Below are 12,688 nucleotides of genomic sequence, written 5' to 3' on the forward strand. Positions count from 1 at the left end.
CCGTTTTCAGTCGGATAGCGAAGGGGGAGCAAAAGATGTACCTGACAGTCAGTGCGCGCGAACGTCTCCACACGTCGTGTTTCAGCTCGCATCTACGCCCGCCCGCTTTACTTATCGTGATGGCCGGGAAGGACCGCGCCGAGCACCTGCTTCGCCGTCTCAACGATCACGTTGCCTTCGTCCGGGTCGCCCTTCATCAGCGTCGATGCGAACGCCTTGGCCTGAGCGAGCGTGATATGCGGCGGCAGCGGCGCGATGTTCGGATCGGCCTTCACCTCGATGACGACCGGGCGCTTCGCCGCCAGCGCTTCATCCCAAGCCGCGGCCATCTGTTCGGCGTCGTCGACGTAGATGCCCTGGAGTCCGATCAGCTCGGCGAACTTGTGATACGGCACGGAGGGAATGTCCTGCGACGCCTCGAACTTCGGGTCGCCTTCCATCGCGCGCTGTTCCCACGTCACCTGATTCAGGTCCTGGTTGTTGAGCACCATGCAGATCCAGCGCGGATCGGACCAGCGTTGCCAGTACTTCGACACGGTGATCAGTTCGGCCATGTTGTTCATCTGCATCGCGCCGTCGCCTACCAGCGCGATAACGGGCCGCTCCGGATAGGCGAACTTCGCGGCGATCGCATAGGGTACAGCCGCGCCCATCGACGCGAGTCCGCCCGATAGCGAGCACATCATGCCGCGCTGCACTTGCAGATCGCGCGCATACCAGTTCGCGACCGAGCCGGAATCGCTCGTCACGATCGCATTGGACGGGATGCGCTTTGACAACTCCCAGACGGTGCGTTGAGGATTGACAGCGTCCTCGCCGGGTTGGCGGGCGCGCTTTTCCAGCGTCTTCCACCAGTCCTCGGTCCAGCCTTCGATCTGCTCGCGCCACGCGCGGTCCTTTTTCTCTTCGAGCAAAGGCAGCAGCGCGCGCAAGGTTTCGGCGCTATCGCCGACCAGATTCACTTCCATCGGATAACGCAGGCTCAGCATGTCCGCCTTGATGTCGATCTGCACGCCGCGCGCGTCGCCTTCTTTTGGCAAAAATTCCGCGTACGGAAAGCCGGAGCCGATCATCAGCAGTGTGTCGCAACGCGTCATCAGGTCGTAGCTCGGTTTGGTGCCGAGCAAGCCGATCGAGCCCGTGACCCACGGCAGATCGTCGGGCAGCGCGGCCTTGCCGAGCAGCGCCTTGGCCACGCCCGCGCCGAGCTTGTCGGCGACGGCGATCACTTCCTCGGTGGCATGCAGCGCGCCCGCGCCGACGAGGATCGCGACTTTCTTGCCGGCATTGAGCACGTCGGCGGCTTGTCTGAGTTGATCGTCATACGGTACGAGCCGCGGCGCGCGATAGCCCACGCCCGAATGCAGCGTGCCGTGTTTGCGCCCCGGCGCTTCATACGGGAGATCTTGCAGGTCGTTCGGCAGCACGATTGCCGTGACCTTGTGCTCGGCCAGCGCGGTGCGCACCGCGCGGTCGACCAGATGGCGCACCTGCGCGGGGACCGTCGCCTGTTCGACGAAAGCGCCCGCCACGTCCTTGAACATCGACACGAGGTCGAGTTCCTGCTGATAGTGGCCGCCGAGCGCGGCGCGCGCCTGTTGACCCGTTATCGCGAGGACCGGCATATGGTCCAGCCTCGCGTCGTACAGACCGGTCAGCAGATGCGATGCGCCGGGGCCGGATGTGGCGATGCACACGCCCAGTTCGCCAGTGAACTTTGCATGCGCCGAGGCCATGAAGGCGGCCATTTCTTCGTGCCGGACCTGAACGAATTCGATCGCGGCGCTGGATTTGTTTTTGTCTTTTTCGGCCGCCGCCTGTGCGCGGCTGAGTGCGCCGAACACGCCGTTGATGCCGTCGCCGGGATAGCCGTAAGTGCGGCGCACGCCCCAGGCATGCAGTCGCTCGATGACGAAGTCGCCGACGGTTTGAGCCATTGAAGTCTCCCGAATGTGCCTGACGCATGAGTGATATGCGTGCAGTGGCGCAAACATCGTTCCGCACTATTGCGTTCCGTAATGTGGCGAGATGGGGGATTCGCTTGCGGCGGACCGCCGTTCGGCGCGCGCTTTGACCTTCGGTTGCGGTCGTGAAGTGTGATCGCAGCGCGAATGAGCAATGCGACAGGCAATGCAAGACATTCCGCCAGCCGTTGAAAAATTTGCGGATTGCCCGGATTCGCGCACACGGTCGGTCGCGGGCCCGGTGCTTGCTCACAACCTAGGCGAGGCATCGTGAAACCCCTCGCCACGCGGTCTGCCGTGCGTACGCCGCGTGGGTCGGTTCGTAATCTGGAGGCTGGAGGTTTGACATGAGCGACACGCAACGTTCCGCGCCGCCGTTTCCCGCGCAGCAGCAGAATCGGACGCCGGGCAGGACGGCGGACATGCAACCGCAGCCGGATCATGGCGAGCGGTCATATAAGGGCTCGGGCCGCCTCGCCGGCAAAGCGGCGATCGTCACCGGCGGCGACAGCGGCATCGGCCGCGCGGTCGCCATCGCGTTTGCCCGCGAAGGCGCTGACGTGCTGATCTCGTACCTCGACGAGGACGACGACGCGCGCGAAACCGCGCGCTGGGTCGAAGAGGCGGGCCGCAAGGCGGTGCTGTTGCCCGGCGACATCACGCAGCCTGCGCATTGCGCGGCGATCGTCGACAAGGCTGTCGAGGCGTTCGGCCGGCTCGACATACTGGTCAACAACGCCGCATACCAGATGAGCTACCCGTCGCTCGACGCGATCAGCGACGAGGAATGGGACAAGACCTTCGATACCAACATCGGCGCGATGTTCAGGATCACGCGAGAGGCGGTCAAGCACATGAAACCGGGCTCCGCGATCATCAATACCACGTCGATCAACGCCGACCATCCGAATCCCGGACTGATCGCCTATGCGGCGACCAAGGGCGCGATTCAGAACTTTACCGGCGGCCTTGCGCAGTTGCTCGCCGAAAAAGGCATTCGCGCGAACTGCGTGGCGCCGGGGCCGATCTGGACGCCGCTGATTCCATCGACGATGCCGCCGGAAAAGGTCGAGAAATTCGGCCAGCAGGTGCCGATGAAACGCCCCGGACAGCCGGCCGAGTTGGCGCCGGTCTATGTGATGCTGGCATCGGACGAAGCGAGCTATGTCTCCGGCGCGACTGTCGCGGTCACGGGTGGCGCTCCGATTATTTGAGGTGGTGGACAGGCCACGCGCGGCTTGCGTTCCACGCATTCGATACGCCCGGCACGCTGGCCGACTGCTTCTTTGCGGGGCGTCTGCGCCGGTTCGGAGCGTGGGTGCGATGGTCCGTGATGGCGCTGTGGCACGCCGCTCGCCGTGTGTTCGCGATGGATGTGCCGCCGGACGAGCGCCGCTGCCATGTTCAGCAGGGCGGCCGCCCAAGCGGGACTCGGCAGCAAGAGGCAATGCCAGAGCTAGCGGCTACTGCCCAAGGTCGTCTCTGTCATCCCGCTGCCGAGCGACTGAAACAACGCCGCCGTATCGCTGAACTGGTCGCCCTGTGCACGGGTCCGGTCGATCGCTGTCTGCAATGCCTGGCGTTGCGCGTCGAGCAGCGCAGTCTGACTGATGCCGCCGACGTCATACTGCTGGCGCGCGATCACGAGACTCGCCCGTGCCTGCTGGTCGGCGTCGTCGCGGGCTTGCAATTCGCGCGCATTGCCCTGCAAGGTGCTCAGCGCATCGGCAACCTGCTGCAACGCCTGCAACACGGTCTCCTGATAAGCCGCTAACGCCGCGTCATAAGCCGCTTGCGCCGCACGTTTTTTCGCGCGCAATTCTCCGCCGTGGAAAAGAGGCTGGGTCAGATTGAGGCCCACGTTCCAGATGTTCAGACCTTTTACGACGTCGCTCACGCTGGTGCGCTCCGAACCGATCCCGGCCGACAGGGAAAACTGCGGATACAGATTCGCCGTCGCCACCCCCACGTTCGCGCTGGCCTGATGCAGCAAGGCTTCCGATGCGCGAATGTCTGGCCGTTCGCGTGCCAGCGTCGAAGGCAGTGTGACGGGAATGTCGCTGGGCAATCGGAGCGTATCCAGCGTGATGTCGCTGAAGTCCGCCTTCGACGGCGCGACGCCGACCAGAATCGCGAGTTGATGATCGGCCTGTGCGAGTTGCGTGGTCAGCGGCGGCAGCGAAGCGCGCGTTTGTTCAAGCAGCGTGCGCTGACTGTGCACGTCGAGCCGAGCCACACCGCCGGCGGCGTAGCGCGCCTCGATGATGGCCAGTTGCCTTGCCTGTGCATCGGCAAGGCGTTGTGTCAGCGTGATCTGCTGTTGCAACGACGCGCGCCGCATAGCGGTCAACACGACATTGCCGGCGATGGAAAGCCGGGCGGCATCGAGTTCGAACGACTGGTAATCGACCTGCGCGAGGCTTGCTTCGAGCGCGCGCCGATTGCCGCCGAAAACGTCGAATACATACGACACGCTGACCGAAGCGTTGAACAACGAAAACGGCCCCGGCGCTTCAGGAAGCGGAATACCGAACGCAGCTGGATCGACTTTCTGCCGCGAGCCTGAGATTTTTGCATCCACCACGGGAAACTGCGTCGCGCCCGCCTGCGCCGTGTAGTTCTCGCGCGCCTCGAGCAGTTTGGCGCGCGCTTGCCCGAGTGACGGGCTTTGACGCAGCGCCTGATCGACGAGGTGATCAAGCGCATCCGAATGGAATTGCCGCCACCACATGGGCAACGTACTGTCAGCAACGCTAAATGTTTGCACCGATCCCGACGCGCCTTCGCCCGGCGCGCCACGTTGGGGCAGTGGCTCGCGCGTATAGCTTTGCGTGTCGCGCGCCCCCGGTGCGTGAAAATCGGGGCCGACCGCGCAACCGCCTAACGCGAGCACGCACGCGATAACGAGTGGTTTCATCGACGTGTCCTCCTAGTCCAGCGTGCGCCGGTAGAAGCGCAGGGCAATGGCCATCACGATGGCCGTAAAAACCACCATGGGCCACACGGACGGCCATAGATCAGTCCAGCCGTTGCCCTTGAGCAAAATGCCGCGAATCAGCCGGTTGAAATAGGTCAGCGGCAACAGGTTGCCAATGAACTGCGCCCATCGCGGCATGCCTGCGAACGGAAACATGAAGCCGGACAGCAGGATGTTGGGCAGAAAGTAGAACATCGTCAGCTGCATCGCCTGCAACTGATTCTGTGCGAGCGAAGACAGCGTGATGCCAACCGTCAGGTTCGCCGCGATGAAAAGCAACGCCGACAGATAGATCGCCACCACGCTGCCGACCAACGGCACATGGAAAACAAAGCGCGTTGCCACAAGAATGATCGTCGCCTGAATGAGGCCGATCGCAACGTAAGGCACGATCTTGCCCGTCATCACCTCGATGGGCAGAACAGGCATTGCAAGCAGGTTTTCCATCGTGCCGCGCTCGCGTTCACGCGTGATGGCGAGGCCCGTCATCATCACGAGCGTCATGGTCAGGATCACGCCCATCAGGCCGGGAACCACGTTGTATTGGGTAATGCCTTCCGGGTTGTACAGGCTGTGAACCTGCACGCCGAATGCGTTCGGCGCGCCGTTCAGATGCGCGAGCGGACCGGTGATGTCCTTGTCCGCCACCGGTTGAATCAGGCCCGGCAATGCGGCGAGAGCGGTGTTCGTCGCGGTGGGATCGGTTGCATCGGCTTCGACCAGCAACGACGGACGTTCGCCTCGCAGCAGTTTTCGCGAGAAATCCACCGGGACATTCAACACGAATTGCACGCGGCCTTGCGCGAGCGCGCGTCGGCCCGCTTCTTCGTCCGGCAGGGTTTCGACGATGTCGAAATAGGCCGAGTTCGTCATAGCGGCGACGAAGCTGCGTGAAAATTCGCTCTGGTCGTGAATGATGATGGCTGTCGGCAGATGCCTGGGATCACTATTGATTGCGAACCCGAACAGCGTCATCTGGATGATCGGCAGTCCCACGATCATTGCAAACGTAATACGGTCGCGCCGTAGTTGCAGGAACTCCTTGAGGACCATGCTCCACCAGCGCGTCAGTGAAAATGCGATTGCTCTGCTCATGATGGCGCTCCGAAGTTATCTTTCGAATGGCTCATCAGATAGATGAACACCTCTTCGAGTCCTGTGCTGATCGGCTCGATTCGCAGCGTCGTGCCGGCAGTGGCTTGCCTGATCGCTTTTTCCAGCGCTTCGTGATCGCTGCCGCTGACATGCAGCGCGGAACCGAAAACAACGGTCTGCTCAACGCCGGGCGTCGTGCGAAGCCGTTCGGACAGCTCGCTCAGATGTTCGCCGTGAATCGACCAGGTCGCGAGATTCTGTGACGCAATGACTTCGCTCGCTGTGCCTTGCGCCAGCAACCTGCCGTATGCAATGTACGCGAGCTTGTGGCAGCGCTCGGCCTCGTCCATGTAATGCGTGCTGACCAGTACTGAGATGCCGCGCGCCGCCAAGCGGTGCAGCTCTTCCCAGAAGTCACGTCGCGCGGTCGGGTCCACGCCCGCCGTGGGTTCGTCGAGCAGCAACAGTTTCGGCTCGTGCAGCATGCATGCGGCCAGCGCAAGACGTTGCTTCCAGCCGCCGGACAGCGAGCCGGTTAGCTGATTCGCCCGGCTTTGCAGCCCGAGCGATTCGAGCGAACGATCGACGGCTTCGCGCCGGTTGCGCATCTGATACATACGCGCCACGAAGTCGAGATTCTCGCGGATGGTCAGGTCTTCCCAATACGAAAACCGCTGCGTCATATAGCCCACGCTGCGCTTGATCTGCGCGCTCTCGCGCTGGATGTCGTAGCCAAGGCAGGTGCCGGTGCCGGAGTCCGGCGTGAGCAGTCCGCACATCAGGCGGATCGAGGTGGTCTTGCCGCTGCCGTTCGGGCCGAGAAAGCCAAAAATCTCGCCGCGCGCGACTTGCAGTGTCACGTCGTTGACCACGTGCTTGTCGCCGAAGTGTTTGTTCAGGTTATGGACGTCAATCGCGTAGGCGGGCGTATCGGCGTTCATTTCAGCATCACCGTCACGGGCTGCCCCGGATGAAGCTTCGTTGCGTCCGCGACGGACGGATGCGCTTCGATCATGAACACCAGCTTCGCGCGGCTTTCGTTGCTGTAAATGACCGGTGGCGTGTACTCGGCATTGTTCGACACATAGGTGATCTTCGCTGACACGTCGGCTGCGCAGCCGTCGCACTGTATCCTCACGTCGCGGCCCGGCGTCATTGCGCCGACCAGCGTCTGCGGCACGAAAAAGCGCACCTTGATGTTCTGCGGCGGCAGCATCTGCACGACCGGGCTTCCGGCAGGCACCCATTCGCCGGCGCGATAGAGCGTGTCGTAGACGAGGCCGTCAGCGGGCGCGGTCACACGCTTCTGGTCGAGCTTCCACTGGGCCTGCGTGACGACCGCTTCGGCTGCCGCGACCTGGGCGTGCTGGGCGGCAATCTGTTGCGAACGGCCAGGCAGGCGCGCGACTTCGACCTGACTGGTGAGTTCGCGTACTTGCGCTGCGGTGGCGTCGGCATTGGCGCGCGAATCGTCGAGTTGCGCCTTTGAAATGCCGCCTGCGCGGAACTGCGCCTCGTCGCGTGTCAGTTGCAGCGATGCCTTGCGCGCATTGGCGACGGCCTGGGCACGTTGGGCGCGATTGACGTCGATTTCGGGCACACGCTTGCCGGTTTCGATATCGGCCAGTTGCGAGCGCGCGGCGGCAAGCTGGTGCTGCGCCTGAGCGAGTGCGGCGGTTTCGTCGACCGGGTCGAGCAGGAAAAGCGGCGCGCCGTCCTTGACGGTTTGTCCCCGCACAGCTTGCAACCGTGCCAGCGTGCCCGCTTGCGACGACGCGAGATAGACGTACTCGCCTTCGATATAGCCTTGATACGCGTTGTCGTCGTGGCGGGAACAACCGGCCACCAGGCCGGCGATTAGCAGAAGCGAGGCCGTGATGTGAAGCCGGTTCATTGTGTTCTTCCCGAAGCCAGGCGACTGCGCAAAAGCGCGGCGTGCGTGGGGAAAGCGATTGGCGCGATGATCGGCGCGGGACATGGGATCGAAGTCGGCATCGGCTTCATTGCATTTGGACATGTTCTGCTCGACAGAGGTATTCGGTAAGTAATCCATACTGTTTATCGCGCGCTGGCGGCCTGCGTGTCGAAGATGAACGAGCGTGCCGAAGGGCGGTGAAATGGCTGCAAGACGCAGCCCAGACGAAGTAGAATAGATGATATGTGAATTTGAATTTGAATTCAAACTATTTGCGGAGTCGCGATTTCTCTATGCCCGGCAAACCAGCACAGACCGCCGTGAAGCACCCCAAACGCACAAGCCGCCCTGACGGTGCGGCTACTCGCCAGCACTTGCTCGACACGGCCGGACAGGTGTTCGCGGAGCGCGGGTTCGCGGACGCCACCAGCAAGGAGATATGTGCGCGCGCGGGCACGCCGATGGCGTCGGTGAACTATCACTTTGGCAGTCGGGAGGCACTGTACGAAGCCGCGCTCGTAGAGGCGCATCGGCAGATGGTGGGGCTCGACGAACTCACGGCGCTGACACAGGGACCGGGCGATCCACGGGAAAAATTGCAGACGGTGCTGTCCCGTTTTGTCGGCCTGTCGACGAACGCTGGTGCGCCGTGGGGATTCATGCTGATGCTGCGTGAGATATTGTCGCCATCCCGCGCAATGCCCGCGCTCGTCGAGAAAGCCGTGCGCCCCAAGGCGGCGGTGATGCTGCGGCTCATGGGCGAGGTGCTGCAACTGGATCCGCGCGACCCGGCCGTGCAGCGAGCGGTGATGTTCACCGTGCTGCCCTGCATTGCGCTCATGATCGCGCCGAAGCAGGTGCAAAACGCGCTGCTGCCCGCTGTCGCGAAAGACAGAAATGCGCTCACGGACGACTTCATCCGCTTTGTGATCGCAGGGCTGGATGCGATCGCCGCCGCTCATCGTTCTGATTGAGTCGAACCGGACTGCGCACGCTTGGCGGTCTCTCAGACGCTTCCCGACGCCACCGGCAGCCCTTCGGTCTTCCAGCGCAACATCCCGCCGGCAAGGTTCGCCACCTTGCCGAAGCCCGCTTTGGTCAGCAACACGCTGGCCTGGGCCGAGCGCACGCCGGAGCGGCACACGGCCACCACCGGTTGCTCGCGGTCCAGCTCATCGAGCCGCGCCATCAACTGCGAAAGCGGCACTAACCGCGCGCCCGGCAGGTGGCCCAGGCGATCAATGAACTCCGGCGCTTCACGCACATCGACGATCTGTAGCCCGGCCGCATGCTCCAGCAGCGTCATGGGTTCGATCTCCCACACGCCGCTGAAGCGCAGCGTCAGCGGCGCCCAGTCAGGCGTCTCCTGCGGCAAGGCTTCTGCGTCCGGCTGGCCGCAGCGCAGGTTCGCGGGCACCGCCACGGCTATCAGTTTAGGATGCGGCAAATTCAGGTTGTTCATATGACCGGTGAAGTCGCCGACATCCACATCGCCGCCCAGGCGCGGATTGAAGCGCCGTTCTTCGGCGACGGTCGTGACAGTGATGCCGCGATAGTCGTGTGCCGGGTAGAGCAGGCAGTTTTCGGGCAGCGTCAGGATCTGTTCGCGCACCGACGCGAACAGTTGCTGCGGGCTGCCCTGCTGGAAATCGGTGCGGCCGCAGCCGCGAATCAGCAGGCTGTCGCCGGTGAAGGCCATGCTCTGGTCGTCCAGCACATAGGTCAGGCAGCCGTTGGTATGGCCGGGGGTCGCGCGTACGCTCAGGTAGCGGCTGCCGAAGTGGATACGGTCGCCGTGCCGCAGCGGCCGGGTCACGCCGGTTGCGCCGGCCGCTTCGGCGAGCGCGATATCGCTGCCGCAGCGCTGACTCAGGCGCCACGCGCCGGTGACGTGGTCGGCGTGCACGTGGGTGTCGAGGGTTGCCCGCAAGCGGAGCCCCAACTCCCGCAGCAGCGCAAGGTCGCGCGGCACCTGCTCGTAGACGGGGTCGATCAGCAGCGCGTCGCCGCTGCCGCCATCACCTAGCAGGTAGGTATAGGTGGACGAGGTGGGGTCGAACAGCTGACGGAAGATCAACATGGCGCTCTGAAGAAAGGGCGGCACGGCGAGCCTTTGAGAGCCCGCCGTGCCCGAGTTCAACCAGGCTGCTTGGTGACGCGCAAGTACGGCTTGATGGTCTTGAAGCCGGGGAAGAGTTGGTCGGCTTCCTCGTTGCTGACCGCGCCCGTGATGATGACGTCTTCGCCCTGTTTCCAGTTCGCCGGCGTGGCCACCCTGTGCTTCGCGGTTAGCTGCATCGAATCGAGTACGCGCAGGATCTCGTCGAAGTTGCGGCCGGTGGTCATCGGGTAGGTCAGCATCAGTTTGATGCGCTTGTCGGGGCCGATGATAAACACCGAGCGCACGGTCGCGTTGGTGGCGGGGGTCCGTCCTTCGGAGGTGCCGGCCTCATCGGCCGGCAGCATGTTGTAGAGCTTGGCGACCGCGAGGTCGGTATCGCCGATCATCGGATATTTGACCGTGGCGCCCTGGGTTTCCTCGATGTCGGCAACCCATTTGTCATGACTTTCGACCGGGTCGACCGACACGGCGATCAGCTTGGCGTTGCGCCGTGTGAACTCGGGTTCGATCTTCGCCATGTAACCCAGTTCGGTGGTGCAGACGGGGGTGAAATCCTTCGGGTGTGAGAACAGGATGGCCCATTGGTCGCCGATCCATTGATGAAAATCGATCTCTCCCTGAGTGGTGCGAGCGGTGAAGTTGGGCGCAATGTCGTTGATTCGGAGTGACATGTTGATTTCTCTGCAAAGTGGGTTGTCAAAATGGACATCTGATCCGAGCCTGTCCACGGGTATCCAACACAGGACTACCAGAGCTCAGTGATAAAAATCACCAACTTTTCCCCGACTGACAAATTTCCTCGTGGCGCTGTCACGCCTCATGGAATCGATTAGATACCTGGTTGCCAAATAGCTCAAGCCAGGAGAACAACTGCTTGAGACTGCCGGGCGGCAGCACTACCGGTTCGATATCGTCGTGCGCGACGTTCTTTGAACAGGGGATTGAGATCGAGGATTCGGCTGTGAGTTCCTGATCGATCAAATAGCACCTTGCGCATGTGCGGAGCGAGGACCGCAACTGGCCGAAAAGTCGAGTTCAATCTCGCCCGCGACTGTTCAGCAGACAAGTGATGGCTGCTTTGCGAAGTACGTGCCGCGCTTTTGATTTTTCATTCGCCCGCAGGTTGCGCTCAAGGAAGACTTCCGGAATGCATTTGCTTTGAAGAGTCTGTGCCCTTCGTGTTTGAACGCGCCGCTAAAATGGCGTTGCCACAAACGAAGATGGATATCGTATAAGCGTGGCAGCTCAACACAATCGAGTGAGTTGTGCATCCTACAGTCGCGCAGGAATTTGTTCTTTCACCTGTTCTGATTGGTGCTGCATCAGAGCCGGTTTGCTGCGTCGCGCGCTATGACCTGGAACCGCACACACTCAACTCGCGATCGTGCGAAAACGTATCCAGTTCAGCCTGGTCTCTCGCAAGCACCAATGGCAACTCCTCCCGCAGGAATTCCACCCAGGTCCGGATTTTGGCGTCGAGGTACTGGCGCGACGGATACAGTGCATAGACATTCAGTTGCTGGGCGGTGTAATCCGGCAGAATGCGCAGCAGTTCTCCGCTGCGTAGCCCGCTCGCAGCGCAATAGGCCGGCAGCAAACCGATACCCATGCCTTCGCGCACTGCTACTGCCAGCGCTTCGGCAACGTTGATCCGAAACGTTGCCGGTCCGAGTGCGATCGATTCTTCGCCGTGCGGCCCGTCGAAAGTCCATTCATCGGCGCGAAATACGGGAGTCACGATCTGGACGCAGGGATGTTCGCGGAGTTCCGCCGGCGACGTCGGCATGCCGTTGCGTTTGAGGTAAGCAGGAGACGCGCAGGCGACGCTGAACACGCTGCCCAGGCGCTGCGATACCAGGCCCGAATCCGGCAGACCGGTGGCGAGCGTCAGCGACACGTCGAATCCCTCGTCGAGCAGATCGGGCATGCGCTGCGCGAGCGTCAGTTCGATTTGCACGTCCGGGTAGCGCTTCTGATAACGGCTCACAGCCGGAACGATGTAATGCTGACCAAAACCGGTCATCGCATGAACCCTCAGTTTGCCGGCGGGGCGCGCCTGAGCGTCGCGGGCTTCCGCCTCGGCCTGCTCGACATACGCGAGGATCTGCTGGCAGCGTTGCAGATAGCGCTCGCCTGCCTCGGTCAGCGCGATGCGGCGAGTCGTGCGATTCAGGAGGCGCGTGCGCAGGTGTGCTTCAAGGTCCGAAACAGAGCGCGACGTATGCGCGGTGGTCGAGTTCAAATGCTGCGCGGCCGCAGTGAAGCTGCCCGCTTCGACGACGCGCACGAATGCGCGCATGTTCTGGAGAGTATCCATTTTCCCGTTCCTTCCGAATTCGACCGGATTGTTGCATATATCAAGTGGGCGATTGATTCGTATCCCGTAAAAATTCGTTGCGATATTTTCGGTTTTTCCAACAATTCATGAAAAATATAATGATGCACAGATTGATATAGTCATTTTTTGGAGAGAATTGAAGCGTGCCCTCGTAGTTCCGGTTCTTGCGTTTCTGCTAACAATCGCCGGCTGCGCAGGTACCGGAGGCATCGTCCCGCAGGACCACGCGATCGAGCCGTCCTCGCTCGACGCGGGCAACGCGATCCGCGCGGCCAAT

At 62.2% G+C, this 12,688-nt stretch carries 10 protein-coding genes; 2 read left to right on the forward strand and 8 right to left on the reverse strand.

What is annotated here, in order from left to right:
* Positions 1 to 107: 107 nt before the first annotated feature.
* Positions 108 to 1,937, reverse strand: coding sequence for a thiamine pyrophosphate-requiring protein (locus tag PQR02_RS34400; protein ID WP_408242223.1), 1,830 nt, complete (start codon positions 1,935 to 1,937; stop codon positions 108 to 110).
* A 374-nt stretch (positions 1,938 to 2,311) separates the two neighbouring features.
* On the opposite strand from PQR02_RS34400, the gene PQR02_RS34405 reads away from it, so the two are divergent.
* Positions 2,312 to 3,178 (forward strand): SDR family oxidoreductase, encoded by an 867-nt coding sequence (locus tag PQR02_RS34405; RefSeq protein WP_408242225.1) that lies wholly within the window; start codon positions 2,312 to 2,314, stop codon positions 3,176 to 3,178.
* 242 nt (positions 3,179 to 3,420) lie between these two features.
* Here the strand turns inward: PQR02_RS34405 and PQR02_RS34410 are convergent, their stop codons facing one another.
* The 4 genes from PQR02_RS34410 to PQR02_RS34425 are packed head-to-tail and all read right to left on the reverse strand — an operon-like array spanning position 3,421 to position 7,930.
* Entirely contained in the window at positions 3,421 to 4,881 is a 1,461-nt protein-coding gene (locus tag PQR02_RS34410) for an efflux transporter outer membrane subunit (protein WP_408242227.1), read from the reverse strand.
* A gap of 12 nt (positions 4,882 to 4,893) precedes the next feature.
* Positions 4,894 to 6,036: an ABC transporter permease gene (locus PQR02_RS34415; RefSeq protein ID WP_408242229.1), complete on the reverse strand. Its 1,143-nt coding sequence runs from the start codon at positions 6,034 to 6,036 to the stop codon at positions 4,894 to 4,896.
* The gene (locus PQR02_RS34420) at positions 6,033 to 6,977 is read right to left on the reverse strand and encodes an ABC transporter ATP-binding protein (protein WP_408242231.1); all 945 of its coding nucleotides are present in this window, start codon (positions 6,975 to 6,977) and stop codon (positions 6,033 to 6,035) included. Before PQR02_RS34420 ends, PQR02_RS34415 begins: the two co-directional genes overlap by 4 nt.
* Positions 6,974 to 7,930, reverse strand: a complete 957-nt coding sequence (locus tag PQR02_RS34425; RefSeq protein WP_408242237.1) for an HlyD family secretion protein — start codon at positions 7,928 to 7,930, stop codon at positions 6,974 to 6,976. The genes PQR02_RS34420 and PQR02_RS34425 overlap by 4 nt, the downstream gene beginning before the upstream one ends.
* Positions 7,931 to 8,244: 314 nt before the next feature.
* On the opposite strand from PQR02_RS34425, the gene PQR02_RS34430 reads away from it, so the two are divergent.
* On the forward strand, positions 8,245 to 8,925 hold the full coding sequence (locus tag PQR02_RS34430; RefSeq protein WP_408242233.1) for a TetR/AcrR family transcriptional regulator: 681 nt from the start codon (positions 8,245 to 8,247) through the stop codon (positions 8,923 to 8,925).
* A 32-nt stretch (positions 8,926 to 8,957) separates the two neighbouring features.
* On the opposite strand, the gene PQR02_RS34435 is transcribed toward PQR02_RS34430, so the two are convergent.
* The 3 genes from PQR02_RS34435 to PQR02_RS34445 all read right to left on the reverse strand — a co-directional run bounded on the left by PQR02_RS34435 (position 8,958) and on the right by PQR02_RS34445 (position 12,390).
* On the reverse strand, positions 8,958 to 10,028 hold the full coding sequence (locus tag PQR02_RS34435) for a rhodanese-like domain-containing protein (RefSeq protein WP_408242239.1): 1,071 nt from the start codon (positions 10,026 to 10,028) through the stop codon (positions 8,958 to 8,960).
* 59 nt (positions 10,029 to 10,087) lie between these two features.
* A complete protein-coding gene (locus PQR02_RS34440; protein WP_408242241.1) occupies positions 10,088 to 10,744 on the reverse strand; it encodes a peroxiredoxin in 657 nt (218 codons plus the stop codon).
* 677 nt (positions 10,745 to 11,421) lie between these two features.
* Entirely contained in the window at positions 11,422 to 12,390 is a 969-nt protein-coding gene (locus tag PQR02_RS34445; RefSeq protein ID WP_408242235.1) for a LysR family transcriptional regulator, read from the reverse strand.
* Positions 12,391 to 12,688: the final 298 nt, after the last annotated feature.

Origin of the sequence: Paraburkholderia sediminicola (assembly GCF_046026895.1) — a bacterium.
Classification (GTDB): Bacteria; Pseudomonadota; Gammaproteobacteria; order Burkholderiales; family Burkholderiaceae; genus Paraburkholderia; species Paraburkholderia sediminicola_C.